The organism is Stenotrophomonas sp. GD03654 (assembly GCF_029845105.1).
Taxonomy (GTDB): Bacteria; Pseudomonadota; Gammaproteobacteria; order Xanthomonadales; family Xanthomonadaceae; genus Stenotrophomonas; species Stenotrophomonas africana.
Map to the genome: position 1 here is coordinate 24,025 of NZ_JAOCLC010000009.1, position 21,160 is coordinate 45,184.

Below are 21,160 nucleotides of genomic sequence, written 5' to 3' on the forward strand. Positions count from 1 at the left end.
TTCCATGACCTGAAGAGACTTCGATGAATCGCAAACTTTCCTCGCCGATGCCTGACCCTACTCCCCGCTCGAACGGTGGAGAGGTGCCCGTCTGGTACGCCCTTATCAGTCTGGCGTTCTGCGCTACCGTCGCATCGATCTCCAGCACCCTGCTGTACATTGCGGGTCGCACGTTTGTTGCAGTGGCAGGTGCAGCCCCGATCGCAAGCTGGGGACGCCCGGGATACGGGCTGCTGATCGTCATGGGATTCCTTGCGTTGGCGTCCTGGTACTTCAAGGCGAGCGTAAAGGCCGCACAGAAGGTTCTGCCGGCCCGCTTCTTCATCTGATACAGTCGTTTCGGCCCAGGGTGCCGGCCAGCGGGCGGCACCACCGTTCAATCCGCCATCACGCGCCCAATTGCATCGGCCAGCAGGGCGCGTACCCGTTCCGGTGGCAGGTCGGGATCGCGCACGGCGCGCATGGCCAGGCCTTCTACCAGCAACCGCAGCAGCAGGGTGCGGCCGGCAATCTGCTCTTCGTCCAGAACCCGGCCAAGGCTGGCATCGCGCTGGCGCAGCCAGGCATGGATGGCGGCGCTGGTCTGCTTGTCATGGGTACGCAGCACACCGGCCAGCTCCGGATCGCGATGGGCTTCGGCATTGATTTCCGCGTACAGCGCAACGCTTGCAATCGCATTGCCGTGAATAGGCAGCACTTCACCGCGCGCCCATTGCTGATAGCACGCGAGCAGGCCATCGACCAGGTCCGAGGCCGCCGGCATCTCGCTGATCGAGGCCTGGTCGTGACGCAGCTGGCGCTCGATCAGCGCCAGGATCAGGGCGCGCTTGTTGGCGAAATAGCGGTACATCAAGCCTTGGCTGATCTCGGCCTCGGCGGCGATATCGCCGATGGACCCGGCGTGAAATCCACGAGTGATGAAGCACTTCTGGGCGGCGTCGAGGATGCGCCGGCGCTGGGCCTCGGCATGGGCTGCAGCAGGATCTTCGGCGGTCGGGGCTACGGCGGATCTCGGCGTCATTGCGTGAGGTCAGGGCGTCCAGAGGCGGGATAGTACGTCACAAAAGGTGTGAATGAACGGTCATTCATTTGTAATTCCCGCCTCCCAGACTGCGCCGGCCTTCTCCTTCCGCGAATGAGTCCGATGCGCCACGCTATGCTGCACCGCCCGCTGCTCACCCTCGCCATCGCCGCCGCTCTGCCGGCGCTGGCCCATGCCGAAGACAGCCCCAGCGCCGACGCCAGCGCGTCCGCCGATGCCGCACGTACCGTGGTCGCCCTCGACCAGGTAATGGTGACCGCCCAGAAGCGCGCCACCAACCTGCAGGAGACGCCGATCTCGGTGTCGGTGGTCGATGCCGAAGCGCTGAAGGATCGCAGCGCGATCTCGCTCGGCAGCCTGTCCGATGGCTCCATCCCGTCGTTGCGGGTCACGCCGTTCGCCACCCGCAGTTCCGCACTGAATATCGGCATCCGTGGCATCGGCGCCTCCGGCGACGCCAACCAGCCGGCGCGCGATGCCGGCGTCGGCATCTACGTCGATGGCGTGTTCATGGGCCGCGCGCAGGGCCTGGGCAGCATGCTCTACGACGTGGAGCGCATCGAAGTGCTGAAGGGCCCGCAGGGCACGCTGTTCGGCCGCAATACCGAAGGCGGCGCCGTGAGCATCGTGACCAAGGCGCCGACCGGCGAGTTTGGCGGCAGCGTCAGCGCCGGGGTGTCCAACTTCAGTGGGTACAACAGTGCGCTGCACCTGGACCTGCCCAAGGTGGGCGATGTCAGCTTCAAGATCGACGCCGTACAGGCCAAACGCGGCGGCACCACCGACAATCCCATGCGCGGCGAGCGCGACTTCAACAGCTACGACAAGCGCGGCGCACGCCTGAGCGCGCTGTGGCAGCCGAGCGATGACTTCTCGCTGCTGTACGCCTTCGACCGCTCCTACGATGCCACCACGCCGTATCACACCCAGGTCCTGGTACCGGGCGCCTACCTCAGCCCGCTGCAGAAGGCAGGTGCCAGCCAGGACCGCCGCGACAGCGCCATCCTGGGCGGGCCGCAGGAAGACAATATCGGCCGCACCAGCGGCCATCTGTTGAACCTGTCGTGGGCATTGAATGACAACCTTGAGCTGAAGTCGATCAGTTCCTACCGCGAGCTGACCCAGGGCCAGTTCGACATGGGCCTGGTCGATGCGATCTCGGCCTATGGTGGCGCCGGCACGCCGTTCGGCCGCTACAGCCTGGCCCAGGTCTACCAGCACCAGTACAGCCAGGAATTCCAGCTGATCGGTAACACCTCGCAGGTGCAGTTCCTTGGCGGTGCGTTCTACTACCACGAGACCGCTGGCGACAATGCACAGACCCCGAACATGCTGGTGTGGGGGCCGGGTGGCAACAGCTACACGGTGAACCCCGCGACCAATCCGCTGGATCTTTCCCGGGTGCGTATCGACCGTGCCAGCAAGGCGTGGACCGACAGCCTGGGCGTGTTCGGCCAGGCCACGTGGACACCGGAAGCACTGCAGCGCCTGCACCTGACGGCCGGCGGTCGCTACACCCGTGATGACAAGAAGGGCAACCTGTACATCGTCAACGGTGCCGCCACCAACCTTGCGTTCAAGGACCGCTGGAGCCGCTTCGACCCGATGGTCAACATTGCCTACGACCTTGGCGAACACGCCATGGTCTATGCCAAGTACAGCACCGGCTTCAAGGCGGGTGGCGCCAACTCACGTTCGACCAATTACGCGGCCTTCGGTCCGGAGGAAGTGACGGCCTATGAGCTGGGCTTCAAATCGCAGTTCTGGGACAACCGTGCACGCCTGAACCTGGCCGTGTTCGATTCGACCATCGCGCACAAGCAGATGGACTTCTCGCTGCCGTTCGACCCGAACAGCGGTGAAACACGCACCACCATGGTCACCACCAACGCACTGAGCGATGGCAAGTCCCGGGGTGCGGAGCTGGAATTCAACGTGATGCCGGTCGACAACCTCACCCTCGGCCTCAACTACGCCTACACGAAGATCGATGCGCAGACAGCAACCGACCCGTTCGGCGCTGGCGTGCAGGTGACCGTGCAGCCGCTGCTGGCACCGAAGAATGCGGGCAGCCTGTCGGCCGACTATCTGGTGCCGTTCGCCAACTTCTCGGCACTGAAGTTCCATGTGGACGGCAACTGGTCTGATGGCTACTACACCAGCGAGTACGACCAGATGCTGACCGACAGCTCGTTCGTGGTGAACGCGCGGGTGGCGCTGGTGGACGTTCCAGTCAACAGCACCGGCACCACGATGTCGTTCTCGCTGTGGGCGCGCAACCTGCTGGATGAGCAGCACCTGTTCTACAAGATCAACAGCGCGGCGCTGGGCCAGAGCGGCATCTTCAACGACCCGCGCACTTTCGGCCTGGACGTGGCCGTCAATTTCTGATTCGAACGGAGAACCCCATGAAGACCCGCCATACCGAACTCGCCCTGGCCCTGATGCTGAGCCTGCCGCTGGCTGCGACGGCTGTTGCCGCCAATGCGCCGCAGGCCGTTTCCACGAAGGCGACGGCCGCCGCCAATGTGAAGCCCGTCGCTGCCGATGCACAGCGTGTGATCGCCCTGCAGGGCGCCTGGAACGTGCGTACGTTCGCCGGCCTCCAAGGCCGCCACGGCCCGATTCCGGCTGATGCGTTCGTGCGCACGGCCGATCTCGGTCGCTTGACCGATGCTGACCGCGACGCCCTGGCCGCGGCCGGCGTGAAGCTGGACATCGACCTGCGCACCGCCGATGAAGAAGCGCAGTCGCCGGACCTGCTGGCCGGGGATGATCGCTTCGCTTACCAGCGCATCTCGCTGATGGGCACGGAGAAGATGGACCTGCAGAAGATGATGAGCAGCTTCCCCGATTCGCTGGGCGAAGCCTATGTGCAGTGGTTGGGCCACAGCCAGCCGCAGTTCAAGCAGGTGTTCCAGCGCATTGCCGCGCAGCAGGACGGTGCCGTGCTGTTCCATTGCACGGCCGGCAAGGACCGCACCGGCATCATCGCCGGCCTGTTGCTGGACCTGGCGGGCGTGCCGAAGGCCGAGATCGTGCACAACTACGCGATCTCCGCGCACTACCTGGAAGGGCAGCCGAAGGACAGCGCGATGAACGCGCAGATCATGGCGCTGATCAAGCAGAACCCCGAGATCGCACGCAAGATGGCTGGCATGTCCGGTACCGCACCGGACAACATGGAACAGTTCCTGGCCGCGCTGCACAGCCAGTACGGTGGTGCCGAGGGTTACCTGAAGTCGATCGGGGTGAGCGAGCAGGAGATCCAGCAGTTGAAGGTGCGGCTGGGGCAGGCCGGTTGACAGGTAGTGCCGGCCGCTGGCCGGCTCCCCTTTGATGTCCAGAGACTGAGGGAATGCCGGCCGGCGGCCGGCGCTCCCCGCATCCAGGCGTGGCCTGGCGCTACTGGTCGGGCTTCACCCTGACCACCCGTTTCCGGTACTCATACACGTTGTCACCGCGGATGCGCTTCTCCTCGGTGCCGGTAACCCGGCCCACCTGCTGGTCCGAGCCGGTGACCGGCTTGGCCTCGATGGCGGTCTCGTGCTCGAAGGAATGCGATTTGTCGGTGTTGCGGTAATAGCGGTACAGCGCCCAGTACAGCGCGGTTGCGCCGGCTGGTCCTGCCGCCAACAGCCAGAGGCCACTGTCGTCGCTCATGTCGATGCCACCAGGAAGGCAATTGCGAGGGCTTCAATGACGGTGCCGGTGGCCAGTGCCGCCAGCAGCATCTTCCATTGCTGCACGGGCACACTGCCCATGGTTTCGCCGGTTCGGCCGTTCACCGCGATGTAGTGCAGCATGCCGCCGTTCTTGCCGGTCTGGTGGTACGAATACAACCACACCGGCAGGTACATCGACACCCAGCGGGTGCCGTGCACTTCCAGCTGTTCCTGCTCCCAGCGCACGCCACGGTTGTAGCGCTTCACCGAGCCTTCCACCTGTGCGCGGGCAATGGACAGCAGCTGGTCTTCCAGCCGCGGCCGCAGCTTTTCGACATCCAGGTTGCGCTTCTCCGAAGTGAAGCCGGCCAGGTACGAGGCGTTCCACTTCACGGCGTTCTTGGTGTCGAACGGCAGGATGGTGTTGATGATGTTGTTGGTATTGGCGCGGGTATCGAGATTCCCGCGCTCGGCTGAGGATTCCAGGGGCAGGTCATCGACGGTGAAGTCGACCTGGCGTTCGACCTGGTAGACGTCTGCGTCATACAGGGTGCGCTTGTTCTTCTCGCTGCCCACCGTGTACTCACGCGTCTTGATCTCGCCCTTGCCGGCCACGGCCGCGCTGACATTGCTGTCGACGATCATGTAGGGCAGGAACACGCCCACCACGTTTTCCGGGGTGAACTGGTCCTTGAACGCCTTCAGCGCGAACATGCGGCGCTTGTCGACGAACTGGCGGATGCGCGCGACCGCATCGTCCTTCTTGATGTGGAAGGGCAGCACCGCATCGGGCACCGCGCCGTTGGCGATCTGCTCGTTGACGCCAAACACGTGGCGGCACCAGTGGCAGCGCGCCGTCATCGTACTTTCGGTATTGACCGTGACTTCGGCGCCGCAACCGGTGCATTTGAACGTCATCAGTGCCGAGGTGTCGGCATCGATGTCACGCGCACCGGAGGCAATGACCGTACCGCGCAGCTGGTCGATGGCGTCGCCCAAGCCGAATTCCTCCTCGACGCGTGCGCCATGCCATTCGTGACGGCAGTACAGGCAGACGAGGATGTCGGTGCCGGCCTTGGGCCGGATGTCAGTGGCGCCGCACTTCGGGCAGCGGTTGAGGCCGTCCTTCAGCTCGCTGGCCGAGGTATCGATGGCCACAGGATCGGGCGCTTCCACTTCATCGCGGATGGCCTGTGGCAGCTTCGAGGTGTCCAGCGGGAAGCTGCCGGGCAGGGGAGGGACGTCCTGCGGCGAACCGGGCCCATCCAACGACGCCGCCGGCAAGGGCGGCGGCGTCGCGGGCGCGGATCCGGGCAGCGGCGGTGGGCCGTTTCGGGGATCGGACATGTTGGGTGTGCGTCCTGCTGTTACAGGCCCAGTGCCTTGGCCTTGAGCGCGTCGTAATCGCTCTGGGTGATCAAGCCCAGATCGAGCATTTCCTTGGCTTTCTTCAGCTTGGCGACCGGATCGTCGGCAGCCGGGGTGGCCGGCTGCTGCATGCCGCCGACACCGAACATGCCCGAGGCCATGCCGACACCGACCAGACCCGCCGCACCGCCGTTCTCGCCGGCCGACTGGATGCCCTGGGCGACGCTGGCCTGCAGGTTGGAATTGCCGCGCGAACCGGACAGCGCGTCGGCGCGCTGCACGGTCTTCAGCAGTTCGCGGGTGTTGGCGTCGTACTCGATCGAAACGATGGCGGTCTTGATAATGACCAGGCCGCGGTCGGACTTCCACTGGTAAGCCTGCTCGACGGCAGCCGACAGGCTCTGCGCGAAGCCCAGCGCGTCCTGCTGCAGCTTGGTGATGCGGTTGCCCTTGCCCGGATCGTTGGTATACAGGCTGAAGGCCGGGGCCAGCGAGCCGACCACTTCATTGAACAGCTGGCTGGCGGCGGCGTTGTCCAGATCCGTGAAGTCGAACACCTGGCCCGGCCGCAGATAGCTGGCCGGCACGAAGTTCTTCACGAACAGGATCGGGTCGACGATCTTCAGCGTGTACGAGCCGCGGGTGACCGCGCCGACCTGGGTATTGAGGAAACCATCGTCCCAGTAGATTTCCGACTGGGTGCCGAAGCGGTTGTCCGGCAGTTCCTTCAGCGAGACGAAATACGCGGCCTGCTGCGAGCCCGGCTGGCCGCCGAACTTGAAGCGTTCCCAGCTCTGCTTGATGAAGGTGCTGACCAGGCCGTCGCCGGCGAAGATCGACTGCGAGTTCAGATCGTCCGAACGCCATTCATAGCCACCCGGTTCGGCGACGAATGCGGTGATCGCGCCGTCCTGCAACAGCAGCAGGCCATAACCCTCCGGCACGATGATCTTCGAGCCGTTGGTGATGATGTTGGACGAGCCGCTGGTGTTGGAGCCGCGGCCGGCGTTGGTGCCCTGCGGCACCGCCGCGAAGAGGGCGGCCGTGGACGGCAGGCCCGCCGGCACGGTGTAGAAGTCCTTCCACTGGTCGGCCAGCACACCGCCCACCGCACCCTTCACCGCCTGTACCAGACCCATGACCAACTCCCTGTGATTCGAGGGCAGGCACCATGCCTGCCGAGCTGGACTGAATATAGCAGCGGGCAGGGACTGCTGTGGTGCCGGAAGATGAATCCGCGCCGTGCCCATGCCCTGCGCAGCGCCGGGCCGGGCGCTGTCGCTACAACATGTACGGGATCTTGAAGGCGAGAGTGAAGTCCGGCGCGTCCGGGGTCAGCCCGATGCCCAGCAGCGTCACCAGCGTGGTGTGCTGGTTCAACGCGTAGGTCACGCCAAGGTTCAGTGACGCCGCATTGGCGTCACTGCCGATCACCTTCATCCATTTGCCGCCCTGGAAGCGGGTGGAGGCGCGGGCGCTGATACGGTCACTGAAGGACAGGCTCAGGCTGGTCCGCTCGTTGAATGCAAAGGCCACGCCTGCGCCGAAGTACACCGAGCCGCCCAGCTTCACGTCGCCCGGATTGACCGTGTCGGGATTGCTGTCGATGTCGTTGAAGCCGCGCGGGATGGAGTGCACGTAACCGATGTTGGCAAACAGGATGGCCGGGTCGGCGGTCTTCACCATCGACAGGCCAAGGTTGGCCTGCCATACACCATTGCCGGTGGGTTGCTCGCGTGGCACGGCGAAGCGGATGTAGTCATCGTCATCGCGCTCGATCACCTTCCAGTCCAGGCCGTAGGGTGCGCGCCCGGTGGGGGCGGTGACACCGGCCGTGAGCACGGTCTCCGGGCGCCAGCCGCGTTCGCCGAACAGCCGATAGTTCGCGCTCAGACCAATGTCGCCCAAGCCGTTGCCGTTGGTCTGCTCCTGCGCGATGGCGGCCGCTGCACCGCCGGCGCCGCCTTTCTGGTACACGGTGCGCCGCGCCAGATAAGGCACATCCAGATTGAGCGTCAGGTTCGGGCTGACGCCCCAGCGGGCCGCCACGTTGTAGGTCAGTGAGTCGGACTCCACGTTCTCGATGGCGATGTTGCCGAGGAAGATGGCATCCAACGCGAGGAAGCCGTTGAGGGTGAGCTGCTTGCGGTCGTAACGGGCGTAGGTGAGGCTGTTCTCGATGGTGAAGCGACGGGAGAACAGGGCCGATTGCTGCTGCTTCACGTCGTCCACGCTGCGCCGCGACTCCTGCCTGGCCTGCTGGGCCTCGGCAGCGGTACTGGCGTAACCTTCGCTGCCCCGCGACGTCTGTAGAGTCGAGCCATGCTCGACTGCCGTGCCCGTGCCCGTGCCCGTGCCCATGCCCATGCCCGTGCCGGTTGCCGCCGCCGTTGCCGGCCCAGTGGCGCCCGTACGCCCGCTCAACCGCGCCTGCATGGCCTGCACCTGCATGTCCAGCTCGCGCAACCGCCGCACTTCCTGCGCGTAGTTGGCCTTCAGCTGTTCCAGCTGGTTGGCCAGGGCCTGCACGTCGGGGCCGTCGTCAGGCGTCGGCGGTGCAGCAAGGGCGGTGCCCGCCAGCGCCGCCAGCGCCAACGGGGTGATCCTCATCAAGGTGTGCATGTCCGTGTCCTGCGTTGTGGAACGCTTCCCCCAACGCCGTGCCGTGGTGCTACCGGCCCGGCCCCATGCCGCGGTTCATCGCAATCGCCTGGGCCACGCTCTGGCTCAACGGCAGGTTGCCGCCCGCGGTATCCCGCACCAGTTCCAGCCGCAGCTGGTTGCTGGCGATCTGGCCGTCACCGGCGAGGGCGATGCCCTGGCCGACGCTGCCATTGCGGATCCACTGCTGTACCAGTCCCTGGCCGTCCACCTGCAGCAGCAGGCGTGCCTGGTTGCCTTCCAGCACCGCCGTCGCGCTGGCGCCGCCCTGCTGCGCACTGACACTGCCTGCGCCATCAGAAAGAGCCGCCGGCACGCCACCCTCGCGAACCGTCAGCGTGGTGACGTTGCGCGCGAGATTGCCATCGCCGGCCACCTGCACGCTCTGCACCAGACCGCTGGCGTTGGCCAGGCCGCTGCTGTCGATGCTGCGTCCGTGGGTATCGGGCAGCGGCGCATCGGCTGCCGTGACATGCACGCTGGGCTGGAAGCTGAGTTTCGGCGCGCCACCGCCACGGAAGTCCATGCCCAGGGTCAGGCCGCCCTGCAGGGTCGTGCCGTTGCTGGCCTGCCACTGCGACACCATGGTGACCCCGAACCAGGCGACGTTGTTGCCGCCCACGGTGTAGCGCCCCCGCATCAGGCTCAGCTCCGGATCGGGGATTTCCGTGAGGCCACGCCCGGTCCTGCCGTCGGCGGCCTGCAGGGGCAGGGCAGGGGCCATCAGCAGCAGAGCCATCCATACGTGTTGGCGGAACATGGTTATACCTCCTCAGAACAGGTCGGCGTGGCTGAAGCCGAAGTCGACCAGTTCGGCATCGGTGATCGGCCCTTGCCGCGCGAAGAGCGCGCGGGCACTGGGCCGTTCGCTGGGTTGCAGCAGGACCGTGTTGCGATCGAAATCACTGCCGATCACCACGAAGACCGCACGTGATGGCCAGGCCGCCAAGAATTCGGGCAGTGCCAGGCTGCGGTTGCCCAGGATCGGATCGGCCACCTCGACGACTCCCTGGCGGACCTGCTTGAGCACCACGAAGTGGCGGAAGCCGCGCACATCCATCAGCACCAGTCCTGGCACGCGCAGGGTGCGCAGTCGTGTCTCGTCGATGCGGTAGCCCCGGCCACGCATGCCCAGCGATTCCACGTAGCGCTTGATGTCGAGCAGGGAGAAGCCGCGCTCTGCCACCAGTGCTGGATCGGAGACCCCCATCATTCCTTCGATCACCGTCGCTTCGTCGGTCTGCAGGTGATAGGCATGGCGCAGGATGGTCGCCAGTGCGGCTGCCCCGCAGCTGTAATCGGTGTGCTGGCGCACCACGCTGCGGTAGCGCCGCTCCTGCATGCTCTCCACCTTCTGCTGCAGCAGCGCACCATTGGGCAGTACCCCACTGAAGCGCACGTCGCCCGCCCACGCGGAAACAGCGGCCAGCAGCAACAGGCAGGCCAGCAGGCACATCGAAAGACGGCAACGGATCATCACGTTCTCCGGCAGCAGGGGGAGCCCCTGTCCCAAGGGGGAGGAGGAACAGGGGCTCCCGGGAACCCGGCCATTGGCGGACGGCCGGGGTGTTGCGCTTACTCGCCGCTGCCACCACCACCGCCGGTGCTGGGCTGGGCGACTGCCAGGGCAAGGCTGTTGGCCTGCAGGTTGCCGGTGCCGGAAGCTACGTTCACGCCGATGTTGCCGGAGGCGCCGGAGAAGGCGCTGCCCGACAATGCCGAGGTGTTGGTCGCGTTGACGTTCACCCAGCGCGTGGTGCTGACCGTGCCGCTGAGGCTGGCATACAGGTCGGCCACGCCCAGTTCGACGAACTGGCTGGTGCCACTCTCACGCGTGTCGAAGCCCAGGCCGCCCACCCCCGGCCGGTTGGGGTTCATCGTGGCGTTCTGGATCTGGTTGTCCAGGTCGATGTGGCCGGTGCTGTTGCCACCCGGGTGCGGCAGTTCGCCATTCCAGGTGTCCAGATAGTAGTTCGCCATCTGGTAGGCGTTGCCGGTGCCGCGGTAGGTACCCGCGCCATAGGCCAGGGTCAGGCCGCTGACGCCGCCATGCATGCCGACCTGCACGGTATCGGTGTAGGACTGCACGAAGCCGGCGTTGCTGACCGTGTTGCCGGTGGAGACCTGGTTCGAACTGATGCTCGACTGCGCCACCGCCGTGGTCGCGACCGAGGCCGCGAGCGCGTTCTTCTGCTCGTTGTTGTTGCCCGAGGCGATGTTCACGCCGATGTTGCCGGACGCGCCGCCGAAAGCGTTGCCGCCAAGACCTGCGGCGTTGGTGACGCCGGAGTTCATGGTGGCGTTGCCGAAGCCGGCCTGGTTGACGAACACCTCGGCGTCAGCCATGCCGAAGCTGAAGGACGCATCGGCAGCGGACAACGACGCGGCATTGTCCTGGGCATTGTTGTCGCCGGAGACCACGTTGAAGCCGAGATTGCCCGATGCGCCGGCCCCCACGCTGTCACCGATGGACGCACTGTTGGTGACCAGGCTGTTGCTGGTGGCGTTGTTGCTGATCGACTGGCGGTTGTCGATCACGGCAATGGCCGCCGAGTCGAGGTCGATGTCGCCGGTGATGTTCGGATCGCCGGAGAAATTGATGTCGGTGCTCAGCCGCAGGTCCTTCTCCAGGTTCACGTCGACGCCGTGGTTGTTCTTCTCCTTGCGTTCGTCGGCCTGGATGTTGCTGTGCTTCTGCACATTGACGTTGACGGTGCGGTTGCGCACGTCGTTGTCGGTGTGGTTGTGCGTATCGTTGCGGGTTTCACTGACGGTGTGGTTGTGGTTGATGTTCGCGTTGGCGTTCTGGTTGTCCCAGCCATTGGCCGCAGCGGCGGTTGAGGCAGTGGCAATCGCCATGGCGAGCATGGTCTGTTTGACGGTCGCTTTCATGGTGCCCTCTCTCTCATCAGGTGGTGCATCGGTTGGGTGGTTGTCACGGGCGGTCCTGCACGACCAGGCCCAGTACGTTGGCCGTGTCGTTGCCGTTGCCCGCGATCTGATTGAGTTGCAGGACCCCGTCGAATCCCTGCAGCGCGGTGCTGGCTACACCGGCGCTGCGGGTGCCCGTCGCGACGCCGCGATCGGTGTCGTCCCGCCCCCCTGCCAACGCGGAACCCTCGGCGGCCAAGGCCGTATCGTCGGTTTCGCGTATGCCCTGTCGGGCCAGCGTCGCGCTGACGACATTGAGCGTCGTGTTGGCGATGCCGCTGGCCTGGTTGATGGATGCGATGCCACTGGCACCGGCCAGTACGTCACCGCCAACGAATGCAGTGGCCTGCAGCGGCCCGGACAGCACGCGGTTGCCCTGCTGCAGTTGCCGCGTGTTGATTGCCACGTCGGCGCGATCGCCCTTGGCGATACCCCGCAGGTTGGCCTGCACGTTGAGGTCGCCGGCGGCCTGGTTCACGGCGATGGCGCCATTCGCCCCGGCCAGTGCGTGGCCGTCGATGCGGGCCACGTCGAGATAGGCGAGCATGCCGCTGTAGTCATCGGCCCGCGTCGCCCAGGGTGCAGCAGCGAGCAGCAGAAGCAACCCGTGCAGGGCCTTCATTTTCCACCTGCCGGGGCCGTGCCCTGCAGGGGGAACTGGGCCAGTGCGCCGCGCATGGTATCGGCGATACCGCGGGTGCTGCTGCCGACCGCACCGAGCGGACCGCTCATGGCGCCCCCCAGGTTGCTGCCGACCATGCCATCACCACCGCGGCCAAGCGTCCCGCCCAGGGCCTGCTGGGTGACCCGTTCAACAGTGGTTCCACCCGGCGCCGCGATGGACGCTGCCTGGCCGGCACCCATGCCGGCATAGTCCTCATCGCTCAACTCGTCCATGCCGGTCTTCGTGCCGCCGGCGCCCAATGCGGTGGCGATCTCGCGCTCTGGCTTCGGGTCGGCAATCAGCGCCATGCCCGGCGGTGCCATGCGATAGGCCGGCCGCGCCGAGACGTCCCTCAGCAGGACGATTTCGCCCGGTTGTGCCTTCACGCCCTGGCGGGCGCCCGATGCGGACGCGTCGGCGCCAACCGACAGCAGGGCCATTGCCAGCGCTGCGGCCAGGCCGCGAATCAGGGTGGTGCCGTCCATGCCGATCTCCCGCGATGGGTGCGGCGGAACCACGCATCAACCGTGCCAACTTCGAAGTGCCCATCCGCCAACGTTGGGACCATGCAGTACCTGACCGGGCTGCTGCCACGCTGTTACAGGCACGTCGCGGAATTGTTGGGATTTCGAAGCCCCAGGCACCGCAGGGCAAGGGCGGCGGGCGACTGTCGCATCGGTGTTACAGGTGGCGTCGCCGTCTGCAACGGTGCCGCTTCAGCCTCGAATTCCTTGACGCACTGCTCATTGCGTCGCCGTTTAGGTAAGCGCTAGGATCCGCCCAACAAAGGCCGCCCAGGCGGCCGTAGAGGTCCCGGCGGGGGGCGGCACGCCGGTGATTTGCCTGACAGTCCGCCGACGGTGTCCGGATGCTGGGGGAAGCATGGCAGCGGTCCCGGAGGCTTCTACGTCACGTTGCGTGCTCTGGTTTGGCGAGCCGTTGGCGAACGAACGCAGTGCGCTGGCGGCAGCGGGCTGGTATGTGCGCAGCATCCATCCCGATCCCGCCATGGCGATTGGCCTGCGTGGGCGCGATCGATTGCTCGCCGTACTCGATCTGCGCCATTTGGATTCAAGGGCATTGCAGCTGCTCACCTCCTGGATGGAGCAGCATCTGCATCTACCCTGGTTGGCGGTGCTTCCACCCGGTGCAGGTGTTGTACCTCCGGTGTGGTTGCCGCTGCTGGCGCGCTGCCAGGGGAGGTTCACCCTGCCATTCGGGCTGCAGGAGCTGGTCTGCGCGATGCGCCAGCAGTTCGATGCGGATGATCCTTCGATCGATGAGGCCTGTGGTGGGCAGGGACCACGTGCCCTGATTGGAGAAAGTTCTGCGCTGCATGCGGTGCGCACGGTGCTGCACAAGTTTGCGCCGGTGGAGCTTCCGGTGCTGGTCACCGGTGAAACCGGTACAGGCAAGGAGCTGGCCGCACACGCGCTGCATGCGCTGTCGGGGCGCGCCGGCAGGCCTTTCATTGCGGTTAACTGCGGTGCGATTCCGGCCAACCTGGTGCAGTCGGAGCTGTTCGGCCACGAACGTGGCTCGTTCACCGGTGCCGACAAGCGGCAGATCGGTGTGTTCGAATCGGCGCACGGCGGAACGGTGTTTCTTGATGAAGTGGGCGATCTGCCGGCGGAAGCACAGACCAGTCTGCTGCGCGTGCTGCAGGAGGGAACCTTCGAGCGCGTGGGCAGCAGCCAGTCGCTGCGCGCAGACGTGCGTGTACTTGCCGCGACCCACGTCGAACTGGAACACGCGGTGGCGCAGGGGCGGTTCCGCAGCGATCTCTACTACCGTCTGAATGTGCTGCGCCTGCTGATGCCACCGCTGCGTGAGCGCGGCGCCGACGTGCAGCTGTTGGCCGAGCACTTCCTGCGCTGCTTCCGCTTGCGCCACGGCGTGCGTGCACGCGGCTTTGCACCGGCCGCACTGCAGGCCATGCGGCGCTTCGACTGGCCCGGCAACGTACGCGAACTGCTGAACCGTGTGCAGCGCGCAGCGATCATGGCCGAAGGCGAGCTGATCAGTGAGCGTGACCTGGAGCTGGGCGCATCGGCGGCGGTCCTGCCCGCGGCGATGCTGCACGATGCACGGGGGCAGGCCGAGCGCGATGTGCTGCTGCAGACCCTGCGCCAGACCGGCTACAACGTCTCCGAGTGCGCGCGGCAGATGCAGATATCGCGGGTGACGGTGTATCGCCTGTGCCGCAAGCACCGGCTGGAGCTGCCTGCGCAGCGCTGATCAGCCGGCCGCCAGGTGCTTGAACAGGCGCAACGGCTTGCCCGCGACGCGCTCGATCACGCCCTTGGCTTCCAGGTCCAGCTGCACGGCCTTCAACCACCAGCCGGCGGTGGCACCTGCCGGGAACAGGGCGGCGGGCAGATGTGGCAGCAGTGCCTGTTTTGCCTGCGCAACGGTAAGGCCGGGCGGTTGCGCAGGCAGGGCCCGCAGCAGGGCATGGCGCATGGCGAGATACTTGGCACGATCCACGCGCTGGATGTGCCCGGGCGTGGTGATGCTCTCGATCTCGATCCGCTCGGGCTCAGACATGGGTATCTCCCGCGACCTCGATGCGTGGGCTGCGGAAGCCCATGGCGACCCACGCCTTCATCAACCGGGCATAGAACCGCAGCGACCGGGTTTCCAGGTTCGGCACATCGTCGGGAAGGACAGACGCATCAGGAAGATCACTGACCATCGTCCGCATCTCCACGGCGGGTCTTGCCGATGCCGGCCACAACAGGCCATACAGGCTCAGCCAATGGCCGCCGCTGAACTCCAGGAAGAGTGGTGTATTGCAGCATCCCGCCACGACGCGGCGGCTGCCACCCCTGCTGGACAACCGCAACGCGCGCAGCATGGCATGTCCGGCATCGATGCTGACGCGATCCTTGCGCTGCATTACGAAGAGCGTCTGGCCGTGCGGGCCCAGTACGGCCGGTGCCCGGGGCATCGACTGCAGCATGGCGCCGGCCTTGCGGCAGCTGTCGCAGCAGCATTCGACGGTGGCGATGGGACTGCCGGTGGCGGTCAGGCGCACCTGGCCGCAGGCGCAGGCAAGGGACTGGTGTGAGGCCATCTGCGTTTTCTCCTGGGTAGTCATCCTCTCGACGAGCAGGGGCGCCGAGAATCGACAACATCTGGCTTCAAGGGCGCATCATCCGATAGCGGACGCGGTACAGGTCCAACCCTGCACCGTCTGCGCGCCGTGCCGAATAGGTCAAGGTGTCGGGTTGTGAGCCATCCAGCATCGCGCCGTAGCTGTCGCCGGAGGCTTCGTTCATGGGCGAGGGCAATGCAAGGCCCGCGTCATAACGGCCTCCATGCGCGTAAGCAATGAACTGGCGCACCGGTGCACTGCCGAAGTCCAGAGCGCGGGCAAACACCAGCGTCCGGCCGTCGCCCAGGAAGGTGGCATCGAACTCCTGCGCTGCGGTATTGAGGTCTCCGGCCAGTGGCCGTGCCGGCTGTGCCCTGCCACGGACCATCGCTGCGACGTAGAGGTCATGGCCACCCGCACCGCCTGCGCGATCGCTGGAGAACAGCAGCGTGGCTGCGTCCGGCGAGAGCATCGGCGCGAACTCATCGGCCGCGCTGTTCACTGCCGGGCCAAGATTGACCGGCTCCCCGAATCGACCGTCGCTTCCCATGCTGACCCGATACAGATCGTCGCCGCCCTGGCCGCCTGCGCGATCCGAACAGAAATACACCACGCGGCCATCGGCGGAAAAGGCGGGATCGAAGTCGCGCCCCGGCGTGTTGAACGGCACCGGCGTCGCCGGCCGCCAGCGCTGCCCGTCGTTGCGGGAGACCCAGATGTCATACCCGCCCGGACCGCCAGGCCGGTTGCGGCTGAACCACAGTGCGGTTTTCCCGTCCGGGCTCAAGGTCAGTCGAATCTCGTCGTACTGCGTGGATGCAACGCCCGGGGCAAAGCGTTCGGCCGGGCCGACGATCTGCAGCACCCTTGATGGAGACGCGGCAGGCGACGCAGCAACCAGCAGCATCACGGCCAGCAGCGCCTTCATGCCTGTCGCTCGAAGTCGCTGACCCAGTTGGTTTCCCAGCTGCGCCCACCATCGGCCGAGGCCGCCTGTTCCCAGCGCGCCGAACGCGGGGTGATGCGTGACCAGATCACCCGCGTCTGGATTGATCGACCGTCGTGCTGGTCTTCGCCGAAGAAGCGGCCGACACCGGCCTGGAAACCACCGCGCAGTGGCGCGCCGATCCGGGTCGGCTCCCGGCCATCCAGCCACCAGCTCAGCCAGTGCTGCTCCGCCGCATTCCAGGCGCGGATGCCCATGCCGCGCAGCGGTGCTGCAGGCACGTCCATCAGGTTGTCACCCACGTTGCCGAATCCTCCCAGTACCGGCCAGTTGTGCAGGGTGCCGTTGAACGCGTCCCACGCATCGCTGCCTGCCAGCCGAGCGCGCAGGCGACGATGGCGCACGTTCCAATGGCCCACCAGGAAATCAAAATCGCCCGGTGCATCCGGCAGCTTCGGAAGCGGAGAGGGGATCGCAGCAGTGCGGCGGAACCAGTTGCGCCAGTTCACTTCCCAGTGCGCACCGGCATCGTCGGAGAACGCCTGCTCCCACCACGGCTCCTCGCCGTGGATGTCATGCCAGCGGAACCACACGTCGATGGGGCGTCCGTCGATCCGGTCGGTGCCGCGGAAGCTGCCTGCATCGCCCTCGAAAACGCCACGCACGGGGGCTTCGATACGGGCAGGGTTGCGGCCATCGATCCACCAGATCGACCACATGGAAGACACCGGATCGAATGCGCGCACGCCCAGGCCCCTGTAAGGGCCCGAAGGCAGCGCCATGATGTTGTCATCGATGGTGCCGAGTCCCCCCAGGGTGAGCCAGACCGCGCTGGAACCGGTGAAGGACTCCCAACGGGTATCGCCGACCAGGCGCTCCTTCAGGCGTCGGTGCCGGACCTGCCAGTTGCCCTGCAACCATTTCCAGTCTTCGCTGTGGCTGGGCAGGGCCCACCCGGAGGGCAGGGCAGTGGACGCCGCCGCGGCGGCCAGGGTGGCCAGGAACTCCCGTCGATCCATGTGCGTGATCCCTTGTCGAAAGTGCCTCCATCGTTGCGGACAGGAGGGGGATTGACCACGCAGATAACGGGGCTCAGGCTAAGTCACACTTATGGTCACCCAACGCCAGCTGCCATCGCTTGCCGCCATCCGTGCCTTCGAGGCGGCGGCGCGGCTGGGCAGCTTCGCGCGTGCCGCCGAGGAGCTAGACACCAGCGCGGCATCGGTGAGCTACCACGTGCGGCGGCTGGAGGCCCAGACCGGCACCTGCCTGTTCCTGCGCCACGCACAGCACGTGGAACTGACGGTGACGGGTGCCAGCGTCGCGCAGGAGGCCACCCGCGCATTCGATGCACTGCGCGCCAGCTTCATGCGCGCCGCTGAGATGGATGCGGCGCGACTGCGCCTGTCCGTGCTGCCGACGCTGGGCACCAGCTGGCTGACGCCGCGGCTGGGCACGTTCCGCGCCCGCCACCGGCAGTTCGTGCTGGAACTGGACCTGTCGGCAGCGCCGCAGGATCTGGCCGCCGGTCACTTCGATGCCGCCATCCGCAATGGCCAGGGCGGATGGCCGGGTCTTCAGGCAACTCCCTTGTTTCCCAGCGTGTTCACACCGTTGTGTGCGCCGGCGCTGCTGCACGGGGCGCGTGGGCTGGGCAGCGCCGCGCTGGAGATTCCCCTGCTCGGGCGACCGGACTGGTGGGCCCTGTGGTTTGCCGCGCACGGGCACATTCCACCGCCGGCACCGGAGAGTTTCGTCACGCCCTTTGCCGTCGAGCATCTGGATGTCGGCGCCGCGATCGCCGGGCAAGGCATCGCCATGGGTTCGCCGATCCTGTTCCAGGCGGAGCTGGACAGCGGGCGGCTGGTGCAGGCGCATCCGGGTGTGGCCGGTGACGGCCGCAGCTTCTGGTTCGTGGCACCTACGGCGCGAAATGGCAGTGCCAAGGTCATTGCATTGCGTGACTGGCTGGTCGAGCAGGCCGCTGAGGCGCGGCATGCGGCACGCCACTATCTGGCCCAGGCGGTGGTGCCATGAACCAGAGCCCCGAACTGCTGCGGCGCCTGCTGCGTGCCAAGGACCGGATGGATCGCGCCAGCCACGAAGAGTGGCCAGTCGCGCGCCTGGCCGAGGTCAGTGCGGTGTCGCCGGCGCACTTCGCCCGCTCGTTCAAGCAGGCCTTCGGGCTGCCACCGCACCGCTATCTACTCAGCCGGCGCATTGAACGGGCCGTGGCGATGTTGCGTGACACCGACCTGCCGGTCACCGAAATCGCCGCGCAGACCGGGTGGAGCAGCCTGGGCACCTTTGGCCGCATCTTCCGTGACATCACCGGCGACAGCCCGGGCAATGTGCGTGAGCGTGAGCGTGCAGGCCAGGCGGCGTCGGCCTGCGTGCCGGAATGCCACGTACGTGCCGCGCAGCGACCGGACCTGAACATCGCAGTTTTGGAGAAGCGCCGCCGCGAGGCGGTTGCTAGCGTGGACCCCACCTGAGGGAGGTCCCATGACGAACACTGTGAACACGGTCGGCCTGTATGTGCGCGACCAGGATGAGGCGCTGGCGTTCTACGTCGGCAAGCTCGGCTTCGAAGTGCATACCGACGTACGCAATGGCAGCTACCGCTGGCTGACGGTACGCAGCCCGGGCCAGGACGGTTTCCAGCTGGGCCTTTTCGTGCCAGGCCCGCCCACCCACGATGCCGCTACCGCGCTTTCGCTGCAGCAGCTGGTGGCCAAAGGCGCAATGCCGCCCCTGGTGCTGGCCGTGGATGACTGCCAGGCGTGCTACACGCAATGGCTGGCACAGGGCGTGGAATTCACCCAGGAGCCGATCGAGCGCTATGGCGCGGTCGACGCTGGATTCCGCGATCCATCAGGCAATGGCTGGAAGATGATTGAAGCCCGTTCCGAGGCGAGGCGCCGGCAATGAGCCGCGGTGGCTGGGCACGGCCCGTGCATCGTTGGACCTCGATCGTGTTCACCCTGGCGGTGATCGCCAACTTCGTGGCGCGCGGGCTCGGGCAGGGCCAGCCTGCGGCGTGGATCACCTATTCGCCGCTGCCGCCGCTGTTCCTGCAACTGTTCACCGGCCTGTACCTGTTCGCGCTGCACTACGCCGGAAAGCGCCGCAGCGCCGCACTGGGCACTGCGGGCTGAGCAGGGTCAGGCGACGGCGTCCACCGCGTAGGCGGCAAGCAGGCCCGGCAGCTGGTCCATGCGCTGGAAAATTACCTTTGCACCGGCAGCGCGCAGGGCTTCGGGCGTACTGTGGTGCGGACCACCCTCACTGAAGCCGAACACGGTGGCGCCTGCGGCAACGCCCGCAGTGGCGCCGGTGACGGTGTCCTCGATCACTGCACAGCGCGTCGGGTCGACGCCCAGCGCTGCAGCTGCAGCCAGGTACACGTCCGGGTGCGGCTTGGTGCGCGGCATGTCCTGGCCACTGAACACATGGGGGCCGAAGGCATCGAGGATGCCGACTTTGCCCAGCTGCAGCTTCACCTTGAGCAGATCGGCGCCGGAGGCGCAGGCGATCCGGCCGCCGGTGGCCGCAGCGATCGCACGCACGGCCTCGGGCGCCCCCTGGATCGCTTCAAGGTCACGTTCCAGTGCCCGGTTGCGCTGCTGGCGGAATTCTTCAAGCCATTCCTCGGTGAACGGCTTGCCGGTGCGCTCTGCGATCAGGCCAGCTAGATGGGCCACGGACTGGCCGAGGAAGACTTCACCCGCCTGCGCAGGGGTCAGCGGCCAGCCGCGTGCGGTCAGCATTTCCGAGAGAACGCGGGCGACCAGCGGCTCGGAATCGACGAGCACGCCGTCGCAGTCGAACAGCACGGCATCAAACGGAAAACGGGACATCTACAGCTCCAGGGGGCAATGCAATTGCGCAATTGCCCGCTATTTTCCCACAGCCATCCTTGCGGGGCACCCGGTCCGGGTGCCCCCATTCCCGGCAGGCCGGTCAGCCCAGGTCACAACCCGCCGGCTGCGGCCAGGTGCTGGCCGGCAGCATGTTCTTCAGCGAGGCCGGTGCGTTGATCGCGACGTAGCTCGCACCCAGCAGCTCCTCCAGATCGGCGATGGTCACCAGGTAGCTGTCGAGGCTGCCGAGATTAGCTTCGTTGGGAATGATCCAGCTGATCGCCTTGGCCGTGCCGGTGTTCGGGTCACGGGTGATGATGGTCTTCCAGAAGAACTCCGGTGTCGGGATGCCGTGGCTGGAAAGGAAGTAGTCGTTGGAGGCGTCGCCGTAGACCACGCCACCGTAGACATCCACCGGCGCGATGTCGCGGTAGCACTCGGCCACGTTCTCTGCCTTCACCCAGATGCCCTGGTTGAAGCTGGACACCTGCGGAACGATGTTGGTCATGTAGTTGGCGCGGCGGATGTAGGTCGCGTTGTAGTCCATGTGATTGGACGTGACGAGATGGCCACGGTCGTAGCCGGACTTGATGCTGGCGTAGGAGGCGGTGCTGGTCTGGCCGAGGCAGCCTGCCGGCAGGTCCGGATCCTTGTAGAAGCTGGACGGGCGCGCGGCCGAGCCGGTGTCGGCGGTGAGCGTGTACTCGTAGCGGGTGGCGCTGTGGATGCTGCAGTCGTAGGTGAGCACGAAGCCGCCCTTGTTGAGGGTGACGACCTGGGCCTGGGCAGCGCCAGCGAAGGCACTGAGGACGAACGCGAAGAAGAGGCTTGCAAGGCGCATTGCGGTTCTCCAGCAGAAGTTCAGGGCGCAGCCGTCCGCCACGACCGCGCCGAGGCGAGGTCATGGGGGACGTTGCGGAGAC

At 66.2% G+C, this 21,160-nt stretch carries 24 protein-coding genes; 8 read left to right on the forward strand and 16 right to left on the reverse strand.

The genetic code is table 11. The annotated features are described in order from the left end of the window. The first annotated feature begins 23 nt into the window (after positions 1 to 23). Positions 24 to 329, forward strand: a complete 306-nt coding sequence (locus N5J73_RS05600) for a hypothetical protein (RefSeq protein WP_141097636.1) — start codon at positions 24 to 26, stop codon at positions 327 to 329. Between the two features lie 47 nt (positions 330 to 376). Here the strand turns inward: N5J73_RS05600 and N5J73_RS05605 are convergent, their stop codons facing one another. After that, positions 377 to 1,021 carry a TetR/AcrR family transcriptional regulator gene (locus N5J73_RS05605; RefSeq protein WP_088479284.1) on the reverse strand — a complete coding sequence of 215 codons (645 nt, stop codon included), beginning with the start codon at positions 1,019 to 1,021 and terminating at the stop codon, positions 377 to 379. A gap of 123 nt (positions 1,022 to 1,144) precedes the next feature. Between N5J73_RS05605 and N5J73_RS05610 the strand changes: the two genes are divergently transcribed. Further along, the gene (locus tag N5J73_RS05610) at positions 1,145 to 3,433 is read left to right on the forward strand and encodes a TonB-dependent receptor (RefSeq protein ID WP_204315332.1); all 2,289 of its coding nucleotides are present in this window, start codon (positions 1,145 to 1,147) and stop codon (positions 3,431 to 3,433) included. 17 nt (positions 3,434 to 3,450) lie between these two features. Beyond that, on the forward strand, positions 3,451 to 4,347 hold the full coding sequence (locus tag N5J73_RS05615; RefSeq protein WP_107379671.1) for a tyrosine-protein phosphatase: 897 nt from the start codon (positions 3,451 to 3,453) through the stop codon (positions 4,345 to 4,347). Positions 4,348 to 4,447: 100 nt separating this feature from the next. Here N5J73_RS05615 and N5J73_RS05620 read toward each other — a convergent pair whose 3' ends face one another. The 9 genes from N5J73_RS05620 to N5J73_RS05660 form a co-directional block, all read right to left on the reverse strand. Beyond that, on the reverse strand, positions 4,448 to 4,705 hold the full coding sequence (locus tag N5J73_RS05620) for a hypothetical protein (protein WP_053463096.1): 258 nt from the start codon (positions 4,703 to 4,705) through the stop codon (positions 4,448 to 4,450). Then, positions 4,702 to 6,054 carry a TFIIB-type zinc ribbon-containing protein gene (locus N5J73_RS05625; RefSeq protein ID WP_164078480.1) on the reverse strand — a complete coding sequence of 451 codons (1,353 nt, stop codon included), beginning with the start codon at positions 6,052 to 6,054 and terminating at the stop codon, positions 4,702 to 4,704. The genes N5J73_RS05620 and N5J73_RS05625 overlap by 4 nt, the downstream gene beginning before the upstream one ends. A gap of 20 nt (positions 6,055 to 6,074) precedes the next feature. After that, entirely contained in the window at positions 6,075 to 7,214 is a 1,140-nt protein-coding gene (locus N5J73_RS05630) for an SPFH domain-containing protein (RefSeq protein WP_164078479.1), read from the reverse strand. A gap of 142 nt (positions 7,215 to 7,356) precedes the next feature. Continuing rightward, complete coding sequence (locus N5J73_RS05635) at positions 7,357 to 8,697, reverse strand: transporter (protein ID WP_164078478.1); 1,341 nt, start codon at positions 8,695 to 8,697, stop codon at positions 7,357 to 7,359. A gap of 49 nt (positions 8,698 to 8,746) precedes the next feature. Further along, positions 8,747 to 9,496 carry a hypothetical protein gene (locus N5J73_RS05640; RefSeq protein WP_164078477.1) on the reverse strand — a complete coding sequence of 250 codons (750 nt, stop codon included), beginning with the start codon at positions 9,494 to 9,496 and terminating at the stop codon, positions 8,747 to 8,749. 12 nt (positions 9,497 to 9,508) lie between these two features. Beyond that, the gene (locus tag N5J73_RS05645; protein WP_164078476.1) at positions 9,509 to 10,213 is read right to left on the reverse strand and encodes a C39 family peptidase; all 705 of its coding nucleotides are present in this window, start codon (positions 10,211 to 10,213) and stop codon (positions 9,509 to 9,511) included. A 98-nt stretch (positions 10,214 to 10,311) separates the two neighbouring features. After that, a complete protein-coding gene (locus N5J73_RS05650; protein WP_088479277.1) occupies positions 10,312 to 11,628 on the reverse strand; it encodes an adhesin in 1,317 nt (438 codons plus the stop codon). Between the two features lie 43 nt (positions 11,629 to 11,671). Continuing rightward, on the reverse strand, positions 11,672 to 12,289 hold the full coding sequence (locus tag N5J73_RS05655; protein ID WP_164078475.1) for a hypothetical protein: 618 nt from the start codon (positions 12,287 to 12,289) through the stop codon (positions 11,672 to 11,674). Further along, the gene (locus N5J73_RS05660; protein ID WP_107379667.1) at positions 12,286 to 12,816 is read right to left on the reverse strand and encodes a hypothetical protein; all 531 of its coding nucleotides are present in this window, start codon (positions 12,814 to 12,816) and stop codon (positions 12,286 to 12,288) included. The genes N5J73_RS05655 and N5J73_RS05660 overlap by 4 nt, the downstream gene beginning before the upstream one ends. A gap of 397 nt (positions 12,817 to 13,213) precedes the next feature. Between N5J73_RS05660 and N5J73_RS05665 the strand changes: the two genes are divergently transcribed. Then, a complete protein-coding gene (locus N5J73_RS05665) occupies positions 13,214 to 14,569 on the forward strand; it encodes a sigma-54 dependent transcriptional regulator (protein ID WP_107379666.1) in 1,356 nt (451 codons plus the stop codon). On the opposite strand, the gene N5J73_RS05670 is transcribed toward N5J73_RS05665, so the two are convergent. The 4 genes from N5J73_RS05670 to N5J73_RS05685 all read right to left on the reverse strand — a co-directional run bounded on the left by N5J73_RS05670 (position 14,570) and on the right by N5J73_RS05685 (position 17,393). Continuing rightward, positions 14,570 to 14,878, reverse strand: a complete 309-nt coding sequence (locus N5J73_RS05670; protein ID WP_088479274.1) for a hypothetical protein — start codon at positions 14,876 to 14,878, stop codon at positions 14,570 to 14,572. Continuing rightward, positions 14,871 to 15,407 (reverse strand): hypothetical protein, encoded by a 537-nt coding sequence (locus N5J73_RS05675; protein WP_088479273.1) that lies wholly within the window; start codon positions 15,405 to 15,407, stop codon positions 14,871 to 14,873. The genes N5J73_RS05670 and N5J73_RS05675 overlap by 8 nt, the downstream gene beginning before the upstream one ends. A gap of 67 nt (positions 15,408 to 15,474) precedes the next feature. Further along, on the reverse strand, positions 15,475 to 16,356 hold the full coding sequence (locus tag N5J73_RS05680) for a PD40 domain-containing protein (protein WP_088479272.1): 882 nt from the start codon (positions 16,354 to 16,356) through the stop codon (positions 15,475 to 15,477). Continuing rightward, positions 16,353 to 17,393 carry a hypothetical protein gene (locus N5J73_RS05685; protein WP_107379664.1) on the reverse strand — a complete coding sequence of 347 codons (1,041 nt, stop codon included), beginning with the start codon at positions 17,391 to 17,393 and terminating at the stop codon, positions 16,353 to 16,355. Before N5J73_RS05685 ends, N5J73_RS05680 begins: the two co-directional genes overlap by 4 nt. Positions 17,394 to 17,484: 91 nt before the next feature. Here N5J73_RS05685 and N5J73_RS05690 point away from each other — a divergent pair, with 91 nt between their 5' ends. From N5J73_RS05690 to N5J73_RS05705, 4 genes are read left to right on the forward strand one after another with little or no spacing between them, the layout of a single operon-like run. Then, entirely contained in the window at positions 17,485 to 18,411 is a 927-nt protein-coding gene (locus tag N5J73_RS05690; RefSeq protein WP_164078474.1) for a LysR substrate-binding domain-containing protein, read from the forward strand. Beyond that, positions 18,408 to 18,869, forward strand: coding sequence for an AraC family transcriptional regulator (locus N5J73_RS05695; protein WP_088479269.1), 462 nt, complete (start codon positions 18,408 to 18,410; stop codon positions 18,867 to 18,869). The genes N5J73_RS05690 and N5J73_RS05695 overlap by 4 nt, the downstream gene beginning before the upstream one ends. A gap of 10 nt (positions 18,870 to 18,879) precedes the next feature. After that, the gene (locus N5J73_RS05700; RefSeq protein ID WP_088479268.1) at positions 18,880 to 19,305 is read left to right on the forward strand and encodes a VOC family protein; all 426 of its coding nucleotides are present in this window, start codon (positions 18,880 to 18,882) and stop codon (positions 19,303 to 19,305) included. After that, a complete protein-coding gene (locus N5J73_RS05705) occupies positions 19,302 to 19,532 on the forward strand; it encodes a hypothetical protein (protein ID WP_088479267.1) in 231 nt (76 codons plus the stop codon). Before N5J73_RS05700 ends, N5J73_RS05705 begins: the two co-directional genes overlap by 4 nt. Before the next feature lie 6 nt (positions 19,533 to 19,538). Here the strand turns inward: N5J73_RS05705 and N5J73_RS05710 are convergent, their stop codons facing one another. Both N5J73_RS05710 and N5J73_RS05715 read right to left on the reverse strand, forming a co-directional pair. Next, complete coding sequence (locus N5J73_RS05710; RefSeq protein ID WP_057499408.1) at positions 19,539 to 20,234, reverse strand: HAD family phosphatase; 696 nt, start codon at positions 20,232 to 20,234, stop codon at positions 19,539 to 19,541. A gap of 103 nt (positions 20,235 to 20,337) precedes the next feature. Then, positions 20,338 to 21,078, reverse strand: coding sequence for a DNA/RNA non-specific endonuclease (locus N5J73_RS05715; protein ID WP_019337401.1), 741 nt, complete (start codon positions 21,076 to 21,078; stop codon positions 20,338 to 20,340). Between the last annotated feature and the right edge of the window lie 82 nt (positions 21,079 to 21,160).